At 61.3% G+C, this 21,108-nt stretch carries 13 protein-coding genes; 9 read left to right on the top strand and 4 right to left on the bottom strand.

Going from position 1 to position 21,108, the window contains the following annotated elements; translation table 11 throughout:
- Nucleotide 1: 1 nt before the first annotated feature.
- Nucleotides 2-892 carry a LysR family transcriptional regulator gene (locus C4J94_RS22260; protein ID WP_124388091.1) on the bottom strand — a complete coding sequence of 297 codons (891 nt, stop codon included), beginning with the start codon at nucleotides 890-892 and terminating at the stop codon, nucleotides 2-4.
- A gap of 100 nt (nucleotides 893-992) precedes the next feature.
- Between C4J94_RS22260 and C4J94_RS22255 the strand changes: the two genes are divergently transcribed.
- The 5 genes from C4J94_RS22255 to C4J94_RS22235 all read left to right on the top strand — a co-directional run bounded on the left by C4J94_RS22255 (nucleotide 993) and on the right by C4J94_RS22235 (nucleotide 6,774).
- Nucleotides 993-1,760 (top strand): sulfite exporter TauE/SafE family protein, encoded by a 768-nt coding sequence (locus C4J94_RS22255; protein WP_124388090.1) that lies wholly within the window; start codon nucleotides 993-995, stop codon nucleotides 1,758-1,760.
- A 142-nt stretch (nucleotides 1,761-1,902) separates the two neighbouring features.
- A complete protein-coding gene (locus tag C4J94_RS22250) occupies nucleotides 1,903-2,451 on the top strand; it encodes a sugar ABC transporter ATPase (RefSeq protein ID WP_124388089.1) in 549 nt (182 codons plus the stop codon).
- A 105-nt stretch (nucleotides 2,452-2,556) separates the two neighbouring features.
- Nucleotides 2,557-4,026, top strand: a complete 1,470-nt coding sequence (guaB, locus tag C4J94_RS22245; protein WP_124388088.1) for an IMP dehydrogenase — start codon at nucleotides 2,557-2,559, stop codon at nucleotides 4,024-4,026.
- 81 nt (nucleotides 4,027-4,107) lie between these two features.
- Nucleotides 4,108-5,685 (top strand): glutamine-hydrolyzing GMP synthase, encoded by a 1,578-nt coding sequence (gene guaA, locus C4J94_RS22240; RefSeq protein ID WP_124388087.1) that lies wholly within the window; start codon nucleotides 4,108-4,110, stop codon nucleotides 5,683-5,685.
- Nucleotides 5,686-5,913: 228 nt separating this feature from the next.
- Entirely contained in the window at nucleotides 5,914-6,774 is an 861-nt protein-coding gene (locus C4J94_RS22235) for a class I SAM-dependent methyltransferase (protein WP_124388086.1), read from the top strand.
- A gap of 64 nt (nucleotides 6,775-6,838) precedes the next feature.
- Here C4J94_RS22235 and C4J94_RS22230 read toward each other — a convergent pair whose 3' ends face one another.
- From C4J94_RS22230 to treR, 3 genes are all read right to left on the bottom strand, one after another.
- Complete coding sequence (locus C4J94_RS22230; RefSeq protein ID WP_164485597.1) at nucleotides 6,839-9,838, bottom strand: membrane-targeted effector domain-containing toxin; 3,000 nt, start codon at nucleotides 9,836-9,838, stop codon at nucleotides 6,839-6,841.
- An 84-nt stretch (nucleotides 9,839-9,922) separates the two neighbouring features.
- Nucleotides 9,923-13,036, bottom strand: coding sequence for a membrane-targeted effector domain-containing toxin (locus C4J94_RS22225; protein WP_124388084.1), 3,114 nt, complete (start codon nucleotides 13,034-13,036; stop codon nucleotides 9,923-9,925).
- 68 nt (nucleotides 13,037-13,104) lie between these two features.
- Nucleotides 13,105-13,809 carry a trehalose operon repressor gene (treR, locus tag C4J94_RS22220; protein WP_124388083.1) on the bottom strand — a complete coding sequence of 235 codons (705 nt, stop codon included), beginning with the start codon at nucleotides 13,807-13,809 and terminating at the stop codon, nucleotides 13,105-13,107.
- 239 nt (nucleotides 13,810-14,048) lie between these two features.
- Between treR and treP the strand changes: the two genes are divergently transcribed.
- From treP to ptsP, 4 genes are all read left to right on the top strand, one after another.
- Entirely contained in the window at nucleotides 14,049-15,491 is a 1,443-nt protein-coding gene (gene treP / locus C4J94_RS22215; protein ID WP_124388082.1) for a PTS system trehalose-specific EIIBC component, read from the top strand.
- A 117-nt stretch (nucleotides 15,492-15,608) separates the two neighbouring features.
- Entirely contained in the window at nucleotides 15,609-17,255 is a 1,647-nt protein-coding gene (gene treC, locus C4J94_RS22210; RefSeq protein WP_124388081.1) for an alpha,alpha-phosphotrehalase, read from the top strand.
- Between the two features lie 71 nt (nucleotides 17,256-17,326).
- On the top strand, nucleotides 17,327-18,547 hold the full coding sequence (locus C4J94_RS22205) for a carbohydrate porin (RefSeq protein ID WP_124388080.1): 1,221 nt from the start codon (nucleotides 17,327-17,329) through the stop codon (nucleotides 18,545-18,547).
- A 44-nt stretch (nucleotides 18,548-18,591) separates the two neighbouring features.
- A complete protein-coding gene (ptsP, locus tag C4J94_RS22200) occupies nucleotides 18,592-21,108 on the top strand; it encodes a phosphoenolpyruvate--protein phosphotransferase (protein ID WP_124388079.1) in 2,517 nt (838 codons plus the stop codon).

Below are 21,108 nucleotides of genomic sequence, written 5' to 3'. Positions count from 1 at the left end.
TTTATAGGCATTCGCGCAAGGTTTGGCAGAATTGCTCCACCAGCGCGCTCGGCGCCTGGGCACAGGCCAGGGCCACGGTGCTGTGGCAGCCCGGGTCGGCCAGCGGCAAAAAGTGCAGGTCAGCAGGCGCGATGTCCTGCATGGATTTTGGTAACAAGGCAATACCGAAGCCGGCCTGGATCAGCTGCAATTGCGTGGTCTTACGCGACATCACCCGTGCCGCCCTGGGGAAAAACCCGGCACGCATGCACAACTCTGCCGACAGATAACTCAGCCCGCCGCGCTGGGGATGGGGCACTGAGATAAACGCCTCGTCCTTGAGCTGTGCCAATTCCACAGGCGTATCGCGGCGTGCCAATGGATGACCTGGCGGCACCGCCAATAACAGCGGCTCGCTGTATAAAGGCAGCACGCGTACGCCTTCGCGCTGGCGCAGCACCGGCAGGCGCAGCAACCCTGCTTCGAGGCGACCGTCGGCGATTTCCTCCAGCTGGGCTTCGGAGGACAGTTTGACGATATCCATCGACACGCCGGAGCAGCGCTCCAGCCAAGTACTGACGCCGCGCAGCAACGCGCCGCTCATCGGTACGGTGCTCGAATGGCTCAGGCGCAGGGTGCCGAGTTGGCCGTTGCCGACCTGCGTGGCCATTTCGCTCGCCTTGTTCAGGTCGCTCAACAGGTTGCGCGCCCGAGGGTAGAAGGCTTCTCCGGCTGCAGTCAGGCGTGGCTGGCGTGCGGTGCGTTCGAACAGCGGGGTTTGCAGCTGGGACTCAAGCTCCTTGATCTGCCGGCTCAACGCCGATTGCGCCACGAACAGGCGTTCGGCCGCGGCACTGAAACTGCCGCTGTCGGCGATTTCGACGAAGTAACGCAGCTGGCGAGTAGAAATCACGGCTCATGCCTTTTTGAGATGGGTAGCGGGCTTTGACGATATTAGTCGCAACACTCGGCGATGGCTAAAGTGAACGCCATGTCTATTTAGGGAAGAGCCCATGAGCCTGGTTGAGTGGATGAGTCAGTGGCCGTTCGGCGCTGTGGACTGGCTGGTGATCGGCCTGGGTGTGGTGGTGGCCTATGTGGTGTTTGGCATTGCCGGGTTCGGTACGGCATTGGTCGCGGGGCCGATCCTGATCGTTTTCATGCCGCTGTCGAAGATCATCCCGCTGCTGGTGCTGCTGGATTTCGTCGCGGCGTTTGGCAACCTGCTGCAATCTCGGCGAGACGTGAACACATCAGAACTGCTGCGATTGCTGCCGTGCATGGCGATGGGTTGCACGCTGGGTGTGGTGTTTTTGCTCAACCTGCATTCGGACCTGCTGCTCTTACTGATGGGCCTGTTTATCAGCGCGTACGCGATCTACAGCCTGGCGGTGAAGGCGCGGCCCACGCAGTTGGCGACGGGGTGGTCGATCCCCATGGGTACAGTCGGGGGCCTGTTCGGTGCACTGTTCGGCAGTGGCGGCTTTTTATATGCGATCTATTTGAATAGCCGTCTACCCAAGGACGCCGCGCGAGCCACGCAAAGCGCGCTGATCAGTTGCAGCACGGTGGTGCGCCTGAGCCTGTTCCTGATGGCCGGGGTGTATGCGGATTTACCCTTGTTGATGCTGGCGGTGTGCCTGTTGCCGGCGATGGCCCTGGGGCTGTGGTGCGGGCGCAGGTTGACGCTGCGCATGTCCCGCGAGGCGTTTGTGCGGTTGGTGACGTGGTTGGTGCTGGCCAGTGGGATCGCGTTGATTGGGCGATATTTGAGTACTTGACCTGGGTGGAACAGGGATTAAGCTGCCAGCCTTCAGGGCGCCATCGGGGGCAAGCCCCCTCCCACATTTGAATTGTGAACACAGTTAACTGTGGGAGGGGGCTTGCCCCCGATAGCGTCAGCAGCCACACCGCAGGACTCCCATGAATTCCCAAAGCATCCTTGTCCCGAAAATCTCCACCTTGCCCGTCCACGAGCCCCGCGCGCGGGCAATCGTGCGCTGGCTGGTGCGCAAGAACATCATCAAGGAAGAACTGACCACCTGCGGCCGTACCGGCAACCGCATGGCCTACGCCCTGGCCGACGGCGCCCGTGCGGTGGTGCTGCACCCTGAGGCACTGCCGTTCAACGAACCGGTCAATGGCCTGGAAATCATCTACAAACGCTGCATCTATACGCCGGCCAAAGGCTTTCTTGAAGAAGCCGGCTGCCCGGAATGCCGCAAGGAAGTCGGTGAGGCCCTTTTCGAAAGCCTGGAAGACTGGATGCCCGGCCACACCGACAATTTCACCTGCCCGCTGTGTGGGCACGAAGACGACATCAACGGCTTCCTGTTCCTGCAGGAATGCGGGTTCTCCAACCTGGGGTTTATCTTCAACAACTGGGCGGAGGCGGGTTTCAAGCAGAGCTTTATCGATGAATTTGCCGACTGGCTGGACCAGAAGATCGCCTGGGTCAAAGTCGAGCTTTGACCCCACCTATCCGTATTCCCAAATATGTCAGAGTTTTACGTTGAGACCCGAGGGGTGTCTGAGTATAATGGCGCGCTTCCATTTTCCCGCTCGGGAGCCCCCGCGATGCTGCGTATCAGCCAAGAAGCTCTGACATTCGACGACATTCTACTAGTGCCCGGTTATTCCGAGGTGCTTCCTAACGAAGTCAGTCTCAAGACCCGCCTAACCCGTGGCATCGAGCTGAACATTCCCCTGGTTTCCGCTGCCATGGACACCGTCACCGAAGCCCGTCTGGCCATCGCCATGGCTCAGGAAGGCGGCATCGGCATCATCCACAAGAACATGACCATCGAGCAGCAAGCTGCCGAAGTGCGCAAGGTCAAGCGTTACGAAGCCGGTGTGGTGAAAGATCCCATCACCATCGAAGCTGACGCTACCGTGCGTGATCTGTTCGAACTGACCCGCATGCACAATATCTCCGGCGTTCCGGTACTGCACGATGGCGACCTGGTCGGCATCGTCACTTCCCGTGACGTGCGTTTCGAGAACCGTCTTGAAGTCACCGTCCGCGAAGTGATGACGCCCAAAGAGCGTCTGGTCACGGTCAAGGAAGGCGCCGACAAGAACGATGTGCGCGAACTGCTGCACAAGCACCGCATCGAGCGCGTGCTGATCGTCGACGAAAAATTCGCCCTCAAAGGCATGATGACCGTCAATGACATCGAAAAAGCCAAGGCTTACCCGCTGGCCAGCAAGGATGACCAAGGTCGTCTGCGCGTGGGCGCCGCCGTCGGTACCGGTAAAGACACCGGCGACCGCGTTTCGGCCCTGGTTGCCGCAGGCGTTGACGTGGTGGTGGTCGACACCGCTCACGGTCACTCCAAAGGCGTGATCGACCGTGTTCGCTGGGTCAAGCAGAACTTCCCTGACGTGCAGGTGATCGGTGGCAACATCGCCACTGGCGCTGCCGCCAAGGCCCTGGCCGAAGCGGGCGCGGACGCCGTCAAGGTCGGTATCGGCCCAGGCTCGATCTGCACCACGCGTATCGTCGCCGGTGTCGGCGTGCCGCAAATCAGCGCCATCGCCAACGTCGCCGCTGCCCTTGAAGGCACCGGCGTTCCGTTGATCGCCGACGGCGGCATCCGTTTCTCCGGTGACCTGTCCAAGGCCATCGTTGCCGGTGCTTCCTGCGTGATGATGGGCTCGATGTTCGCCGGTACCGAAGAAGCGCCGGGCGAGATCGAACTGTTCCAGGGCCGTTCGTACAAGGCTTACCGTGGCATGGGGTCGCTGGGCGCCATGTCCCAGGCGCAGGGTTCGTCCGATCGTTACTTCCAGGATTCCTCGGCAGGCGCCGAGAAGCTCGTCCCGGAAGGTATCGAAGGCCGTGTGCCGTACAAAGGCACCCTGAGCGCGATCATCCATCAACTGATGGGTGGCCTGCGTTCCTCGATGGGCTACACCGGCAGCGCCGACATCGAAGAAATGCGCACCAAGCCAGAGTTCGTACGGATCACCGGCGCCGGCATGGCTGAATCCCATGTCCACGACGTGCAGATCACCAAGGAAGCGCCAAACTACCGCGTAGGTTGAGGCTTCCAGCAAAACGTTAAGTAACCGGGGCTGTTCTTTCAGCCCCGAGTTGTTTCTGATTCATTAGACGAGACTGACCTCATGGCCCTCGACATTCACGCCCACCGCATCCTGATCCTCGACTTCGGTTCCCAGTACACCCAGCTGATCGCCCGCCGCGTGCGTGAAATCGGCGTGTACTGCGAACTGCACCCGTTCGACATGGATGACGAAGCGATCCGCGAATTCGCGCCCAAAGGCGTCATCCTGGCCGGTGGCCCCGAGTCTGTACACGAAGCCAACAGCCCGCGCTGCCCGCAAGCGGTGTTCGACCTGGGCGTGCCGGTCTTCGGCATCTGCTACGGCATGCAGACCATGGCCGAGCAACTGGGCGGCAAGGTTGAAGGCTCCGAGCTGCGTGAATTCGGTTATGCCCGTGTCGACGTGGTCGGCAAGAGCCGGCTGCTGGACGGCATCGAAGACCACATCGACGCCGACGGCCTGTTCGGCCTCGACGTGTGGATGAGCCACGGTGACAAGGTCACCAAGATGCCGGAAGACTTCCACATCCTGGCCAGTACCCCGAGCTGCCCGATCGCCGGCATGTTCAGCGACGAGCGTCGTTACTACGGCGTGCAGTTCCACCCGGAAGTGACCCACACCAAGCAAGGCGGACGCATCCTGTCGCGCTTCATCCTCGACATCTGCGAGTGTGAAGCCCTGTGGACCCCGTCCAAAATCGCTGAAGACGCCATCGCTCAAGTGCGTGCCCAAGTCGGCACCGATAACGTCCTGCTCGGCCTGTCCGGCGGCGTTGACTCCTCGGTGGTTGCGGCCCTACTGCACAAGGCTATCGGCGACCAACTGACCTGCGTCTTCGTCGACAACGGCCTGCTGCGCCTGCACGAAGGTGAGCAGGTGATGGCCATGTTCGCCGAGAACATGGGCGTCAAGGTGATCCGCGCCAACGCCGAGGACCAGTTCCTCAACAACCTGGCCGGCGAGTCCGACCCGGAGAAGAAGCGCAAGATCATCGGCCGCACCTTCATCGACGTGTTCGATGCCCAGGCCAAACACCTGGACAACATCAAGTACCTCGCCCAGGGCACCATCTACCCCGACGTGATCGAGTCGGCCGGCGCCAAGAGCGGCAAGGCCCACGTGATCAAGTCCCACCACAACGTGGGTGGCCTGCCTGAGGAAATGAACCTCAAGCTGGTAGAACCGCTGCGCGAACTGTTCAAGGACGAAGTCCGCCGTCTGGGCCTGGAACTAGGCCTGCCCTACGACATGGTCTACCGCCACCCATTCCCGGGCCCGGGCCTGGGCGTGCGCATCCTGGGTGAAGTGAAGAAGGAATACGCCGACCTGCTGCGTCGCGCCGACCACATCTTCATCGAAGAACTGCGCAAGGCCGACTGGTACCACAAAGTCAGCCAGGCGTTCGTGGTGTTCCAGCCGGTGAAATCCGTAGGCGTCGTAGGCGATGGCCGTCGTTACGCGTGGGTCGTGGCCCTGCGTGCGGTGGAAACCATCGACTTCATGACCGCCCGCTGGGCACACCTGCCGTACGAACTGCTGGAGACCGTCAGCGGCCGAATCATCAATGAAATCGAAGGCATTTCGCGCGTGACGTATGACGTGTCGAGCAAGCCGCCGGCGACGATTGAGTGGGAATAACCCCTCTTAGCTACACACAAAAGCCCGCGTAACAGCGGGCTTTTGTTTGTGTCGCCTACAGCGGCTGAACGTCAAGGCTTGGGCTTTGGTCCCCTCATGGCCTCGGTCACCCTGGCCACCTCACACGGCGCGACGGCGGGTATCTTCGCCCAGCAGTCTATGCTGGTCTGAGTGCGCAAAATGCCTTTGAGAACGCCAGTCCAGAACGAACCCGAACAAGGAGACAGCATGACCGAGCAAAATGCCTATCAGGTCGCCGATTGGAATGGCAAAAGCGGAGAGTACTGGGTGGCCAACCAGGCTCGGCTTGACGCGATGATGGCGGTGTTCGGCCAGGCTGCGATCGAGGCCGCTGCGCCCGCCACGGGCGAACGCGTGCTGGATGTCGGCTGCGGCGCAGGCGCGACCAGCCTTGAGCTGGCCGTTCGCGTCGGCGCAAGCGGCCATGTGCTCGGCGTGGATATTTCCGAGCCGCTGATCGGCAGAGCGCGCACGCTGGCGCCGCCGAATGCGCCGGCCCTGTTCCAGGTGGCCGATGCCAGCAGCGCCGAGCTGCCCGAGGGCGCGTTCGACATCCTGTTTTCGCGCTTTGGCGTGATGTTCTTTGACGATCCGGTGGCGGCGTTCGCTAACATGCGCCGTGCCCTCAAACCGGGCGGGCGGGTTGCTTTCGTCTGTTGGCGCGGCGCGGCCGAGAACGATTGGGTACGCCTGCCGATGGGTGCGCTCAAGGGCATCGTCCCGCCGCCCGCGCCGCCTGCTCCCGAAGCGCCCGGCCCGTTCTCGTTCGGCGACCCTGAGCGCGTGGTACGCATCCTCACAGCTGCCGGCTTCACCGATATCGCTATCGAGCCCTTCGATGCCGCCATCCCGTTCGGCGCGGGTGGGACGCGGGAAGCTGCGATCGACGACGCGGTGAAGATGGCGTTCGAGGGCGGCCCGTTGTCACGTGTGCTCGCCGATCAGTCCGACGACATCCGCGCCCGCGCTGCGGCTGCGGTTCGTGCCGCCTTTGCAGGCCTTCCGGGCGAGCGGTCGGTGTTGATCGACGGTGCTACGTGGATCGTAACGGCACGTCATTCGGTGTGATGACGCAGGGCTCAACGACCAGCCCACGGCCTACGTCAGGGGCTGGTTGTGTTGAACGGTGATCTCAGAGGTGTCTAGGCTTGTCCGCGAGGGTCATGCCAGTTTGCTCAAGGGCGATGACCAGCTGTTTCAAACTGTCGAACCGCTGCCCGTCAATGGTCGGCCATTTGGGCTGTTCGATGAAAAACTGGCCCGCGTTATGCCGGATTGCGGTATCCACCAAGTCGCCTGCCCGACTGCGGTGCACCAGGGTATGCGAGTTAGGTAATTGCTTGATGGTAAACATGCCGGGTTTTTGCAACAGTCTTGAGTATTCCTGCAGTGTGTTGGGCTGGGCGGGGATCGGTGTCTCGAATAACAGATCGCTTTTCAGGCCGGAATGGTCCGTGGTCGGTTCTATACCGGGATCGGGCCTGAACCTGCCCGGTTGCCCTGGTGGCACATCCTTCACGCGTACGCTGAACGCTTCCTCGATCTCGTCCAGTCCGGCAATGCCCTTGAAATTGCTCGCGTGGGTATTGCCCACCAATGCCACCCACTTGTGAGCGCCGCGCGCGGCCTGGTCGGCGCGAATCACCGTGCTGGCGTAGTAATTCATCATGGCTTGGCGGGGTGCATTGTTGGCCAGTTGTTGGCCTTCCACGCTGGGCGCGGTCAAACCCTGCAGCCGGTAACTGGCCATGCAGTCAAGGGACTGTATGCGGATCTTGTTCGCTTGTGCGGCCTTGACCAGTTCCAGGAAGTTGTACTGCCCCAGTCGATCGGTGACGTGGCCGAAGTCCAGGTTTTGCAGGTAGCGTCGCAGTTTCTCGGACATGAAGCCGGTTTCGTGAAAAACGTCGAGTGCCGCCTGGTGGAAATCGGTCAGCAGGTGTTCCAGGTAAATCGTCTTGACGTCAGCCTCGGCCAGCACCGCCATGTTGTCGATCAATAACTGTTTGCTGCCTACCGAAGCGTGGGACTCACCGAATACGATAGCGCGGTCGTTACGCAACAGGGTTCGCAGCGCGTCGCTGGTGGAAGCGTTGGCCGGTAGCTGCGGCACTGGTGGGCGGGGGCGCGGCGTATAGCCGTTGAGGTAGGTCGCTGCGTCGCGGAACAGGCGCTGCCGAGCGGCCTTGAACGAGGCGTGCGGGTCTTCACCTACGAAGGCGGCATCGTCGGCGAAGGTATAGCGGCCGGGGGGTGGGTAGCTGGCTGCGCTGTCCAGGGCGGGCCGTTCGCTCAGGGGAATTTCATAGTCACTCAGCGGGTTTTGCACCGTGGGCGGCAGTGCGGGAGGGCGGCGGAAGATTTTTTTAAAGAGCCCACCCGTACCGCCGGCGAGCTTCAGATCGGTCATCGGTTCCCATTCGCCGGCAGTATTCAGCCGTATCGGAATCGGTTTGGACAACGGCGAGCCGCTGGGGTCTATGGCGGTCCAGAAATCCGGCCCGTTCACATCGCGTTCCAGGCGGGCGTAGTAACCCAGCCCCTTGATCATCACCGCATACCAGGGCTCGGATCGTAGTTTATAGATACCCTGATAAGTCCCGGGCTCGGTGCCCAGCATGTCGTCCTCCAGCAACTCGTTGATTTGCCAGGATTCGGGAATTACGCGCGGCGCAACGTCGGGTGGCGCCGGGGGCTCGATCACCGGGGTGGCGCCGGGAGCGACGGTATTGACCGGTGGGCTTTCAGGCGGTTCTTCGGGCTCCAGCCGCTCTCGCCATTGGGCACTCTCTTTTGCCAGCGACGCCTCGACTTCCTCGCCCACTTCTTCCATCGGGCCTGGGCCTTTGATAGCCAGCAGGTCGAGCAGGATGAAGATGCCGGCGAACACTGCGCCCAGCACGCCGGCCTTGCGTTCTTGCGGCGTCTTGCCCTGTTGCGCCTGGTCGATGTTCAGGCCAAGGCTGGCAATGCCCGCGCCGAGCACCGGCAATGCCACTGGCCAGCCCACGGCGGCCATCGGCCCGAAGACCCGCAGGCCAGCGCTGAGATAACCGATCCAGAGTTTTTTGCGTAAATCGCCATTGGAGGTCAGACATAGGTCGGCTTCGGCGAACATTGCGCTGCGCGTCGAGTCCCGCAGCCAGGTGAAGGCATCGCCGGTAATAACCTGGTTTTTCTGGTTGATCAGGTGATGATCCGCAGTGCCCCAGGCGTGCACCAGTTTGCTCATCAGCGCTGGAATGTCCTCGCTGATGGCGTGGCGATCAGCCAGCGGGAAGTGATAAAGCAAGTTCGTGCGCGGCTGTTCCTTGTCCAATTGTTGCATGAACCACCAATGCAGATCGGCAGCGGTCTTGAACACTTGGAAACCTGGATCTTCCCCGGGTATGTAGACGATTTGCCGACCGTCCTGGGTGACGATTCGCAGCAGATTGGTGGCGACATGGCCGGCAATGTCTACGGTACGCACCCGCGAGGCGTCGCCGTGGCTGGTGGTTTTCAGCGCGGCCAGGGTAATGGGCCAAGTCAGGCCGGGCGCCACGGCGTCGAGCACCGCTTGCAAGTCCGTCTCGCTCAGTTGCCGGTGTTCGAGGGCCTGCACGGCCTTGCTCAGGAATGAACACTTGGCCAGGGTGCGAAAGTCATCGGCGGATTTATCCCAGAAGTTGTGCAGTTGCTGGTTATAGCGCTCGCTGAACTGGATGCTCCAGAAATCATTCAGCACATCCCGGCCGTGCAGGCGCACTTCATTGGTTTGATTGAAGTCTGTGAACACGGGGCCAACATCGTAAAAGCCGGCCCACAGGTCCAAAAGGTCGGCGTTGTCTTGGTCGGTGGCACGGAAGCGATGGATCACCAGTTGCGTCAGGGTCTGCGTTTCGTAGGGCTTTTCGCGGATATGTTCCCAGCCGGTGAACGTGTGCGGGTTGCTTTGTGCGGCCTTGAAACGGTGAAAGTAGACCTTGTCCGGGTCCAGGCCATGGAGGTTGTGTTTCTCCAGCAGTTCGCGGGCCACCGTGTGGGCACTGTCGTGCAAACTGGGGCACGTCTGCACGACCATGCTGGCCAGTTGCTTGAGCACCGCCTTGTCCGCGGCGTTGGGCAGAATGCGTGATTCAGTCGTCTTCATGAAGCCCTCAATATTCAGCGTTGAGGGCTCAGGATTGCCGACCCACAAGGGGCCGGGGCAGTACATGTTTGCCACCCGGCGACGTTATTTCTCGGCGTCGGCTGCTTCAGCCAGGATCATGCCTTTGTCGTTCAGGGCTGCTTGCAGTTCGTTGCGGTTGGCGAAGATTCTGCCATCGATGTCCGGCCACTGCTCTGCACGAATGTAGAGACCTTCAGGGGCGTCGTGGACGCGGGTGAACTCCAATGTTTCGGTCACTTCGTTTCGGTGGACGAGGAAGGGCCGGCCGTCCTTCGTGACCAACCGGTACATGAGCTTTTTGGACAGGCTTTGTTCCAGCGCGGCCTTGAAGTCCTCGTTGGTGATGATCTCCATTTGCACGATGAAGTCGGCTCGTGGGGGCTTGGGCAGCACAGTGGATGTGGATTCCAATGATTGGCGGATACTGGTTTGCAGGCCCTTGGCAACGTCTTCGACCCGCAGGCTGATGGCGCCCTGCAATTCAGTCACACCGGGGGTATCCAGGTAGGTGTTGGCGCGCGTGTCGGGGATCAGTGCCACCCATTTTCCGTTGCCGCTCTCGGCACTGATGATGCGGCTGGCCAGGTAGTTCTCGGCCTCGATCAAGGTTTGCTCGTCGGCCTCGGCGGTCGTCACAAACAGTGGGCTGGTGGCGAGGTTATCGAGGGTGCGTACGCGAATGTCTTCATTCACGGCGTCTTCCACCACACTCTGCAGGCTGTCACGGCCGAAGCTGTCGGGGCGCTGGATTCGATCAATGTCAGCCAGCGAGATCTCAAGTTCACGTTTCATTGTCAGGTGCGAGGCCTGACGCTCAAGCTCGGCCTGGTCCAGTTCGGCGGCCGGCCCTTTGATGAAGAGGGTCTTGACGTTCTGGCGGGCGAAAACCGGCATGAGTTTTTTCAGCAGGGCCCGACTGTTCAAGCCGCCTGGCGGGGTGGAAATCACTAGTCCGGGAGCATCTTTCAACGATTCTTCGACGAACTTTTCAATATTGACATTGGCGGCGAAGGCCGGAATCTGCGGACGCGGCGTCGTCTCCAGGGTTTTGAAAAACGCCTTGGCGTCGGTTCTCAACTGCACCTTGAGTCGGTCGATTTCACGCAGCAGGGGCCGGCGTGCCACGCTCAAGCCGCCACCCGGCACGGGCTCCATCGCAACGCTGTCTTGGGGTTGTGCATCAAGCTCGATCCAATTCTGGTCGACTTCATACAGGTGTTTGTAGGGGCTGCCTTCGGTAACGCCGCTTGTACCCACTTCTGGCTGGGCCGTCATGGGGCGGTAACCCTTCTTCAATTTGCCGAGTGACTTGCCACCGCCCGCCAACTTCACCCGTGATACCGCCTGCCATTGCTCGTTACTGTCCAGGCGCACGGGGATCGAGCCGGTAAAGGCATCGGGGTTGGCCGGATCGACAATGGCCCAGAAACCCGGCCCGTTGACGTCGGTTTCAAAGCGCACCATATAGGCATGGTTCAGGATCTTGATGTAGGCCGAGGGGTTTCTCCTGAGCAGGTAGATCTGGTTGAACTTGCCGGGCGTGGTGATGGGGACGTGGCCGTCCAGCACTACAGTGCTTCGATAGGATGCCGGGATATTCACGCTGGAGGATGAGGAGGGAACGCCGTCGATTTCGGGCTTGATCGAAATGTCATTGCTCAATTGTTGATTGTCATCCTTCACGACCAAAGGTTCTTCAGGTGTTTCCTGGCTGGGTTTGACGATCACCGATTCGGTTTCCTTCGTGGCAGTAAACGTCTCGCTGGCAGTGGCGATGTCGGGCAATCGGCCGTTGATTTTCAGCAACGTCGCGTTGAACAACACGTTGATTCCTGCAAGCAGCGATTGATTGATGCCGTCCTGGCGCTCGGCCTCGGTCTTGCCGGTGATAGCCTGATCGACAGCCAGCCCCAGGCTGGCCAGGCTGGCACCCAATACCACCAGCGCCACCGGCCAGCCGATTATGGCCATCGGCCCGAATACCTTGAAGAATGCCGCCAGATAAGCCTGGGCCATTTTCTTGCGCAGCTCACCATTGGCGTGCAGCGAAAATTCGGCATCGGCTCGGGTGCGCGCCTGCACCGAGTCCCGCAGCCACGAAAACACATCGCTGCTGATGGCCTGGGGCTGCTGGTTGAGCACTGTCGATTCGGCGTGGCCCCAGGTGGCAAACACTTGATCGATTCGCGTATCTAGGCCGTTGTCTATCCAGTCGGCGGGCAGGTTGCCGCTGAACAGTTGGTAGGTGCGAATCACCACACGTGGCGTCCACACCATCTCCCTCCAGGTGGCGGCCTCGCTGTAGTCGCGCGAGGTTTGCGCGGACAGCAGGAAGTGCGTCATGAACTGCGCGCGTTTGGCCGGCGTGTTGGTGCGTGACATCACCCACCAGTGCAGGTCGCGGGGCGTCTTGAGAAAATAGAAGGCTTGCGCATCGTTGGGTAGGTAAACAATTTGTTGGCCCTGGCCGTCGACGATGCGCAGGATATCGGTGGCAACATGTCCTGCGATGTCGAGAGTACACACGTGCAGGCCGCCGGGTGGGGATGCTTCGGCGCTGAGCCCTGCGAGGGTCGGCGGCCACGTCATGTTGCTGGCTACGGCTTTGATCACGGTCTGGAAGTTGGCGTCGCTCAGGTGCTTGTCATGACGCGCCTGCAAGGCTTTGCTGATGAACGTCGCCTTGGCCTGGGTACGAAAATCGGTGCCGTGATCATGCCAGAAACGCTCCAGTCGATGACCGTAGCGGTTGGCGAAGTCGATGGCCCACAGATCCTGGAGCACTTCGCTACCGCGCAGGCGCACTTCATTACTTTGATCGAACACCGTGGATGTGGCGCCATTGCTGTAGAAACCGCCATCGCAATCGAGCAGGTCGGCGTTGTCCTGGTCATGGAGGTTGAAGCGGTGCATGACCAGTTGTGGCAGGGTCATGCTTTCAATCGGCCGGATGCCGGTATGTTCCCAGCCTGTGAAGGTCTGCGTGCTGCTGATGGCGCCTTTGAAGCGGTGCCAGTGCACCTGGTCGGGCGTTTTGTCGGTGACCTTGTGCTTGCTGAGGATTTCGCGCGCAGCCTCGCGGGCCATGCCCAGTACGTCGGGGCATTTACCGGTAAGGGTGGTGGCGAGAGTCTTGAGACGTTGCTGGTCGTCGGGTTGCTGCGGGGTATCGGTCATGGTCCGGTTTTCCGTTAGGGGAGCGGACCAGCGTGCCGGGAAGTGAGGCCGGCACGGCGGTGCATACGTCAGCGGCGAGCGATATCCGAGAAATAGAATTTGTCCAGCGTATGCCGCGACTCGGTGTACTCGAACTGCCGCCCATCCTGCAAAAACGTCTGGTTGCTCACCACGATCACATGGCTTTGCCCATCCAGGTCCAGATGGGCCTGGTCGTCCTTGCTGCGGGGCAGGGCTTCGATGGTGCGTTGGGCGTAGCTGATCTGCAGCTGCAAGGTGCCTTCGATGAACGCGTAGATCGACTGTCTGGCGATGTCCGGATCCAGCCCGGGGATCAGGTCGGCGACGAAGTGGTTGATGTCGAGGATCACCCGTTTGCCGCCGATGCGACGTACACGCTTGATACGGGTGATCAGCGTGCCGGGTTCGGCCTCGATGTGCTGCAGCAGTGCGCCTTCCAAAGGCAACTGGGTGAACTCGACTACTTCGGTGTGTATGTCATCGCCCAGGTCGGCGTGGGTTTCATGGAAGCTCACGATGCCGCCCAATTGAAACTCGATCGGGTTCGGCGACAGCACAAAGGTGCCTTTGCCGTGGATTTTCTGTGCGAACCCGCGCTCCTGTAACTGTTCAATGGCACGGCGCACCGTGCCTCGGCTGGCCTGGTAGCTGTCCATCAGTTCGGTTTCGGAGGGAAGGCGCGTGCCGCGTTGCAGGCGTTCAGTGGTGATGCTGGCAAGCAGATCCGTATAGATCTGGTTGTATTTGCTCATGGGGATGGCTCTGTGCCGTGTTGGCGTTCAAGGACCGAACCTTAGTGGCAGAGAGGCGTTTTGTCTATTGGACCCGTGCATCTGTGCGGCTCGCGGCGGGGCGGTGGCCGATCAAAATCAAACAATATGTAACTCGTACAGACGAGTTGTTGCTTTAACTCGTCTGTACGAGTACTTTTCACTTCGGCGTGCTGCCAATGACCGCCCCAATAACAAAAAATCAAAGTGGAATATCAAGCATGAGCCACGACTATCCGAACATTGCCCGCCAGATCCTCCAGGGCCTGGGGGGCCGCGACAATCTTGAGCAAGCCGCGCACTGTGTGACCCGTCTGCGCCTGGTGCTCAAGGACCCGGGCCTGGTAAAAAACGCCGAATTGAACCAGGTCGAACTGGTCAAGGGCTCGTTCTTCACCGGCGGGCTTTTCCAGGTGGTGATTGGCCCAGGCGAAGTGGAAAAGGTCTACGCCGCCCTGCGCGAGCAGACGGGCCTTGCCGCCGCCACCATTGCCGACGTCAAGAAGAAGGGCGCCGACAAGACCAACGCCCTGCAGCGTCTGGTGCGGGTGTTTTCCGATGTGTTCATGCCGATCCTGCCGGCACTGATCATTGCCGGCCTGTTGATGGGCATCAACAACCTGATGGGCGCCAAGGGCATGTTCATCGAGGGCCAGACGCTGCTGGAGGCCTACCCAAACCTGGACGGCGTGTGGAGCCTGATCAACCTGATGGCCAACACCTCGTTCGTGTTCCTGCCGGCACTGGTGGGTTGGTCGGCGGCCAAACGCTTTGGCGGCAGTGAAATCCTCGGCATCGTGCTCGGCCTGATGCTGGTGCACCCGGACCTGCTCAACGCCTGGAACTACGGCAAGGCCGTGGCGGGGCTCGACGGCCAGAGCCTGCCGTACTTCGATATCTTCGGCTGGTTCAGGATCGAGAAAGTCGGTTATCAGGGCCAGATCCTGCCGATCCTGATGGCGGCATACGTGATGAGCGTCATCGAGAAATGGCTGCGGGCGCACGTGCCAAACGCCATCCAGCTGCTGGTGGTCCCGATCACCACCATCGTTATTACCGGCGTGCTGGCCCTGGCGGTGATCGGCCCGGTGACCCGTCACCTGGGCATCCTGATCACCGAAGGCCTGGTCACGCTGTTCGACCTGGCGCCAATGGTCGGCGGGCTGATCTTTGGCCTGCTGTATGCGCCGCTGGTGATCACCGGCATGCACCACATGTTCCTCGCCGTCGACCTGCAACTGATCTCCACCCAGGGCGGCACCTTTATCTGGCCGATGATCGTCATGTCCAACCTGGCCCAGGGCAGCGCCGCGCTTGCGGTGTTCTACACCACGCGCAATGCGCGGGATAAAAGCATGGCCTCGACGTCGGCGATTTCCGCTTACTTCGGCATCACTGAACCGGCGATGTTCGGGGTCAACCTGCGCTTCAAGTTTCCCTTCTACGCCGCGTTGCTCGGCTCGGCCCTGGGCAGCATTTTCCTCTCGATGAGCAAGGTCCAGGCCTCGGCCATCGGGGTCGGTGGCTTGCCGGGGTTTATCTCGATCATTCCGCAGTTCATCCCCAACTTTGTGGTCGGGATGGTCATCGCGATCGTGGTGCCGTTCGGCCTGACCTGTGCGTTGAACATGAAAATTGTGCGGCCCGGTTATCGCGTCGCCTGAGCTGCCGCTATCGGGGGCAAGCCCCCTCCCACATTTGGAATGCATTCCCCTGTGGGAGGGGGCTTGCCCCCGATGAGGCCCTCAAGGCCTGCACAAAACTATTTAAAGGAACCGCCCATGCAAACCTGGCAACACTCGGTGATCTACCAGATCTACCCCAAAAGCTTCCACAGCCACGCGGGTAATGCCACCGGTGACCTGTTGGGCATCGTGGACAAGCTCGACTACCTGCAATGGCTGGGTATCGATTGCCTGTGGATCACCCCGTTCTTGCGTTCACCGCAACGCGACAATGGCTACGACATCAGCGACTACTACGCCATCGACCCCAGTTACGGGACCATGGCCGATTGCGACCTGCTGATCGGCGAAGCGGCCAAGCGCGGCATCAGGTTGATGCTCGACATCGTGGTCAACCACACCTCCATCGAGCACGAGTGGTTTCAGCAGGCGCGCAGCAGCCTCGACAACCCCTACCGCGACTTCTACATCTGGCGCGACCAGCCAAACAACTGGGAATCCAAGTTCGGCGGTTCGGCCTGGGAATACGAGGCGCAAACCGGGCAGTACTACCTGCACCTGTTCGACCACACCCAGGCCGACCTCAACTGGGACAACCCCAAGGTACGCGCCGAAGTCTTCAGGATGATGCGCTTCTGGCGCGACAAGGGCGTGGGCGGTTTCCGCCTGGACGTGATCAACCTGATCTCCAAGCCTGCGGATTTCCCCGACGACAACACCGATGGCCGACGCTTCTACACCGACGGCCCGAACGTGCACCGCTACCTGCAGGAAATGCACCGCGAAGTCTTCGAGGGGCATGACCTGATCAACGTCGGCGAAATGTCCTCCACCAGCCTGGAACACTGCATCCGCTACTCGCGGCCGGAGTCGAAAGAGCTGTCGATGACCTTCAATTTTCATCACCTGAAAGTCGATTACCCGAACCTGCAGAAGTGGGTGAAGGCTGAGTTCGACTTCCTGCAACTCAAGCAGATCTTCTCCGACTGGCAATTGGGCATGCAGGCCGGGGGCGGCTGGAACGCGCTGTTCTGGTGTAACCACGATCAGCCACGGGTGGTCTCGCGCTTTGGTGATGACGGTGAATACCGCGTGGTCTCGGCCAAGATGCTCGCCACGGCGTTGCACTTCCTTCAGGGCACGCCCTTTGTGTACCAGGGCGAAGAGCTGGGCATGACCAATCCGGGCTTTGACAGGATCGATCAGTACCGTGACGTGGAGACCCTGAACATCTTCCGTCTCAAGCGCGATGCCGGTGAGTCCGAGGCGTCCAGCATGGCGGCAATCATGCAGAAGTCTCGCGACAACGGCCGCACACCGATGCAGTGGAACGGGCAGGCCAATGCCGGTTTCAGCCAGGGTGAACCGTGGATCGGCATCCCGGCCAACGCGGCGCAGATCAACGTCGAGTGCCAACTCGACGATCCCGATTCGGTGCTGCATCACTACCGCGCATTGATTGCCTTGCGTCGCCATGAACCCCTGATCCAGGAAGGCGTTTACCGCCCGCTGCTGCAAGACCATCTCCAGGTGTGGGCGTACCTGCGCGAGGGCCGTGGCGAACGCTTGCTGGTAGTCAGCAACTTCTATGGCACACCGTGCGAAATCCAGTTGCCTGACCACGCCATCAACGTGGCGAGCGAACAACGCCTGCTGATCAGCAACTACCCCGACTGCCCGCTGCGTACGGCGGCGGTGGCGCTGCGCCCCTATGAGTCGTTTGTGCTGCACCTCAAGGACTGAGACCGCTGTAACCCCGCATCAGGGAGTGCGGGTGGACTTTACAAAACATAATAAAAATATCGGAGCACGTCATGAAGACAACAATAAAGCTGGGCCTCGTTGCATCCTGCCTGAGCCTGCCGTTTGGTGCCCAAGCCCTGGAATTTGCTGGCTACCTGCGCAGCGGCGCCGGCACTTCCACCGGCAGCGGCAAGCAGCAGTGTTTCCAATTGCCGGGGGCGCAAACCAAATACCGCCTGGGTAACGAGTGCGAGCAATACGCCGAACTGGAATTGCGCCAGGACCTGCTGACCTTCGACGATGGCTCGGTGCTCAGCGTCGACGCCATGGCTTCCCTCTATAACAAGTACGACCGCGCCCTGACATTCCAGGGCGAGGACAACGGCTCCGCGCGCATGCCACAGATGTACGCGCAATGGTCCAACCTGCCCAGCCTCAATGGCGGTTCGCTATGGGCCGGGCGGCGTTACTACAAACGTAACGACATCCATATTTCCGACTTCTACTACTGGAACCAGAGCGCCACGGGCGGTGGTATCGAGGACGTGCTGATCGGCGATCTCAAGTACAGCTACGCCCTTTCCCGCAAGGACAACCTGTACCAGAAGGAATACGTCACGCGCCACGACTTCAACGTTGCCGGCTTCAAGACCAACCCCGGCGGCGAGCTGGAACTGGGCTTGAGCTACATCGAAAAAGCCGGCGGGCGCGATGCCCACAGCGGTTGGGCGATCACCGCGCAGCATGTACAGAAACCGTTCCTCGGCGGCAAAAACAAATTCGCCTTGCAGTACGGCGAAGGCCCCGGCACCGGCCTGGGTTACACCGGTAATACCTTCCTGGACAACACCAGCAAAAGTTACCGCGCGGTGGAGTTTTTTGACTGGCAGGTGACCCCGCGTTTCGGTGGGCAGGTCGAAGCCGTGTACCAGAAGGATATTCGTCCGGGCAGCCAGGACCAGACCTGGATGTCGCTCGGCGTGCGCCCGGCGTATGCCATCAGCGAGCAGTTCAAACTGGTCGCCGAGCTGGGTCACGATCAGGTCGACGCCACGGGGGGCACGCGCAAGCTGAGCAAATTCACCTTCGCCCCGACCTGGTCGCCCAAGGGGCCGGAATTCTGGGCGCGGCCGGAAGTGCGCTTGTATTACACCTATGCCACTTGGAACGAAGCGGCCAAGCGCGCGGCGAACGAACTGGCGGCGGGCTCGGCGTTGTCCGATACCGGCGCGTATGGCACAGCGCGGCATGGGTCGAATGTCGGTGTGCAAGTCGAATACTGGTGGAAATAACGGTCACCCCATGATTTTTAAAGAATATAACAACAGGTGAAGCCATGAACCCAACTCAACCCCTGGAACTGCTGGCGCCCCTGTCCGGGATGCTGCTGGCGTTGGATCAGGTTCCAGACCCGGTATTTTCCAGCCGCATGATCGGCGATGGCCTGTGCATCGATCCCACCTCGCAAATCCTCTGCGCACCGCTGGCCGGAACCATCAGCAATATTCAGGACAGCGGCCATGCGGTCAGCGTCACCGGCGACAACGGTGTGCAGGTGCTGATGCATATCGGCCTGGACACCGTGAGCCTGGCAGGCAAGGGCTTCACCCGCCTGGTCGAAGAGGGCCAGCGCGTGACGGCCGGGCAGCCGTTGATCGAGTTCGACGCCGACTATGTGGCGCTCAATGCGCGCAGTTTGCTGACCTTGATGCTGGTGGTCAGTGGCGAGCCGTTCAGCCTGTTGGCGAGCGGTTTGGTAGAGCCCGGCCAGCCGCTGCTGCAGTTATCCCCACGTGAAGCGGTTGAGGCGCCGGACGAGGCGGACGGCGATGCGCTGTTTTCCAAGCCGCTGACCTTGCACAACCCCAACGGCCTGCACGCACGCCCGGCAGCGGTGCTCGCGCAGACGGCGAAGGGTTTCAACGCCAGCATTTACCTGCACAAGCAAACCCAGAGCGCCAACGCCAAATCGCTGGTGGCGATCATGGCCCTGCAAACGGTGCAGGGCGACACCCTGCAAGTGAGCGCGGCGGGGCAGGATGCCGAGGCGGCGATCAATGCCCTGGTGACCTTGCTGGCTCAGGGCTGCGGCGAGAGCGTGAGCAAGGATGTCGAGCCGGTCGCCAGCGTGCCGTCGGTGACCTTGCTCAGAGGTGTTTGTGCATCACCGGGGTCGGCGTTTGGGCAGGTCGTCCAAGTGGTCGAGCCTGAGCTGACGATCACCGAAGCAGGCTCCGGTGAAGCGGTTGAACGTGCCGCCCTGGAACGTGGCCTGCTGGCTGCGACCCACGCATTGCAAGCCCTGCAGGACAAGGCCGCCGGCAGTGCCCAGGCAGAGATTTTCCGCGCTCATCAAGAGCTGCTTGAGGACCCGACTCTGCTGGAGCAAGCGCATCGTTTGCTGGCTGAGGGCAAGAGCGCCGCGTTTGCCTGGAACAGCGCCACGCTCACGACGGCCGAACTGTTCCAGGGTTTGGGCAATGCGCTGATCGCCGAACGTGCGGCGGACCTGGCCGATGTTGGCCAGCGTGTGTTGAAACTGATCCTGGGCGTTCCGGACAGCGTGTGGGATGTGCCGGAGCGCGCGATCCTGATCGCCGAGCAACTGACGCCTTCGCAGACCGCCAGCCTGGATCCGCGCAAGGTGCTGGGGTTTGTCACGGTCGGCGGTGGCGCCACCAGCCACGTCGCGATCCTCGCGCGGGCGTTGGGCCTGCCGGCCATATGCGGCGTTTCGGCCCGGGTACTGGGGTTGGCCAACGGTAAACAGGTGCTACTCGACGCCGACAAAGGCGAGTTGCACCTGGAGCCGAACCTGGCCGAAATCGAACAGCGGGACACCGCCCGCAAGCAGCAGGCGCTGCGCCATCAACGCGACGTGGCGCAGGCCTCGCAGCCGGCAACCACCCGCGACGGTCATCACATCGAGGTCACGGCCAATGTCGCCTCATTGCAGGAAGTCGAGCAAGCCCTGACCCTGGGCGGCGAAGGCGTCGGCCTGTTGCGTTCGGAGTTTCTCTACCTGGACCGCAACCGCGCGCCCAGCCCCGACGAGCAAGCCGCGACTTACACTGCTATCGCCCGCGCCCTGGGCAGCGAGCGCAACCTGGTGGTGCGCACCCTGGATGTCGGCGGCGACAAACCGCTGGCCTACGTCCCGATGGAAGCCGAGACCAATCCGTTCCTGGGCTTGCGTGGCATCCGCCTGTGCCTGGAGCGGCCGCAACTGTTGCGCGAACAACTGCGCGCGATCCTCGCCAGTGCCGGCCTGGCGCGACTGCACATCATGCTGCCGATGGTCAGCTTGCTGTCGGAACTGCACCTGACGCGCAAGATGCTCGAAGAGGAGGCGCGGGCGCTCGGGCTCAGCGAGATGCCCAAGCTGGGCATCATGATTGAAGTGCCGTCCGCCGCGTTGATGGCGGATGTGTTCGCGCCCCATGTGGATTTTTTCTCCATCGGCACCAATGACCTGACCCAATACACCCTGGCCATGGACCGCGACCACCCACGCCTGGCCAGCCAGGCCGACAGCTTTCACCCGGCGGTGCTGCGCCTGATCGCTACCACGGTCAAGGCCGCCCATGCCCACGGCAAGTGGGTGGGGGTATGCGGTGCGTTGGCCTCCGAAACCCTGGCGGTGCCGATGTTGATCGGGCTGGGGGTGGATGAACTGTCGGTCAGCGTACCGTTGATCCCGAGCATCAAGGCCACCGTGCGCGAACTGGACCTGGCCGACTGCCAGATCATCGCCCGCCAGGTGCTGGGCCTTGAAGAAGCCGGCCAAGTGCGTGAGGCCCTGCGCCAGTACCACGCCGCTACCGTTGAAACCTCACCTGTCGTGGAACACTGA

Origin of the sequence: Pseudomonas sp. R5-89-07 (assembly GCF_003851685.1) — a bacterium.
In the GTDB taxonomy this organism is placed as follows: Bacteria; Pseudomonadota; Gammaproteobacteria; order Pseudomonadales; family Pseudomonadaceae; genus Aquipseudomonas.
This window is presented reverse-complemented; position numbering and strand designations above follow the sequence as displayed.